Source organism: Pseudonocardia sp. Ae505_Ps2 (genome assembly GCF_001932425.1).
Classification (GTDB): domain Bacteria; phylum Actinomycetota; class Actinomycetes; order Mycobacteriales; family Pseudonocardiaceae; genus Pseudonocardia.
Genome location: NZ_MCIP01000002.1, coordinates 42103 through 43716, shown reverse-complemented (window position 1 = coordinate 43716; position 1614 = coordinate 42103). Strand labels below are relative to the sequence as shown.

At 66.7% G+C, this 1614-nt stretch carries 3 protein-coding genes; all 3 read left to right on the top strand.

Annotated elements, in window-relative coordinates:
• Positions 1 to 140: 140 nt before the first annotated feature.
• Positions 141 to 608 carry a hypothetical protein gene (locus Ae505Ps2_RS28425; RefSeq protein WP_139320275.1) on the top strand — a complete coding sequence of 156 codons (468 nt, stop codon included), beginning with the start codon at positions 141 to 143 and terminating at the stop codon, positions 606 to 608.
• A 140-nt stretch (positions 609 to 748) separates the two neighbouring features.
• Positions 749 to 1066 (top strand): MnhB domain-containing protein, encoded by a 318-nt coding sequence (locus Ae505Ps2_RS28420; protein ID WP_249265411.1) that lies wholly within the window; start codon positions 749 to 751, stop codon positions 1064 to 1066.
• 253 nt (positions 1067 to 1319) lie between these two features.
• Positions 1320 to 1614, top strand: a 295-nt coding sequence (locus Ae505Ps2_RS28410; protein ID WP_249265418.1) for a helix-turn-helix domain-containing protein, incomplete at its 3' end; no start/stop codon positions are given.

Sequence of the window (1614 nt, the reverse complement as noted above, 5' to 3'; positions counted from 1 at the left end):
GAGACTGCGGCGCTCGTACGCGCCCGGCAGGAGCTGCGGGACCGGGAACGGGCCGAGGCCGACGAACGGGCCAGGGCCGGCGTCGACGCTCCGGAGGCGGCGCAGCGGGCTGAGCGCTCCGCCGGGCGGGGGGCTGCGCCATGATCCGATGGCTCCGGCGACGTGACCATTTGGAAGACCGGGAGATCGATGCGTTGCAGGAGCGCTTTCCCGACGTCGTTTTCCACCTCCGCGACGCGTTCGACGTGAACAGGGTCGACCCTGGAACCGAGCTCGCCTACGCACGCATCAGCCGGAACGGTGACGTTCTCTCACTCTGCTCGGCCGTCCACCGGGTAGACAGCAGCATGTCGGAATGGCGGTTGGCGGTGACACGGACGGACAAAGCCAGCGGCGCCCCGCTGGCCCTACCTGACGCAGAAGCCCGGCAATGGGCGATCGCGGTGTTCGGCCCCATCCACGCGAAGTCGGTGGTCACCATCGTAGCGCCTCTACTGCAGGAACTCCCCATCGAGTACCGGGCTGCCACCCATTTCACCCTCAGGATCGCGCCCGGTGACCTCCCACTCGACACCGCGAAACCCTGGCACACTCGAGGAACTCGGTGAAGACCTCGCCCGGGCCCGCAGGCGAACCGGTGACCGAGTGGACGGTCGACGCCCGCGCCTCCCCGGGCAGGTGGCAGGAACCGGTGGGATGGAGAGCGCCTCGGGCGTACACCCCATCTCCAGGCAGAGGGACACCCGCTGTGGACGACGAGTCGCCGGGCGGCGGACCCGGGCCGGAAGGTTACATCTCCCCGCTGGTTCCCGTTGCCCGTATGCTGTTCCCCGTCATGCTGTTGTACTCGATCTACCTGCTGGTCGGCGGACACTACGGCCCGGGGGGCGGGTTCTCCGGCGGGCTTGTAGCTGGCCTCGCGTTCGTCCTTCGCCACATCGCCAGCGGCGAGCCCGCGGGGCGAGGAGTGACGCAGGTCCACCCGCCCGTGATCATGGGTTGGAGTGTTCCCGATTTCTTTGACGCCGGTTTAGGCTGGCAAGCCGGTTATTTTCCTGAATCCTAGCTCGTATTCGGTGGGTGTCAAGTATCCGAGGGTGGAGTGCCGTCTGCGACGGTTGTAGTAGCTCTCGATCCACACGAATGTCTGCTGTCGGACCTCGGTGACGTCGTTCCATGGCCGGGTGTGGATGAGTTCTTTCTTGTAGCTGGCGAAGAACGGCTCGGCGACGGCGTTGTCGAAGCAGGTGGCGGCGAGTTCAGCCGGTCGTAGCACTTGATCTTGGTTGTTCGGCGGGACAGGATGTTCCGTGCGTGAGATGTTGATGTTGTCGGATCGGGAGGAGATCTCGAGGGGTCTCGCGGAGGGCTTGTCCTACAAGCAGATCGCCTCGGTGGTGGGTCGTGATCGGTCGGTGATCTCTCGTGAGGTCCGTCGTCACGGCGGACGCTACGAGTACCGGGCCGCGGCAGCGCAGGAACGGGCCCTGGCGGCGCGGGAGCGGCCGAAGCAGTTCGCGGTGGACCGTCACCCGCGGTTGCGCGGGATCGTGCATGCTCTGTTGCGTGGTGGCTGGTCACCGGCCTCGATCGCGGGCCGGTTGCCGACCGAGT

Excerpts from the sequence above, each read along its gene's own strand:
- Ae505Ps2_RS28425 (WP_139320275.1), top strand. The coding sequence starts at position 141 with ATGATCCGATGGCTCCGGCGACGTGACCATTTGGAAGACCGGGAGATC.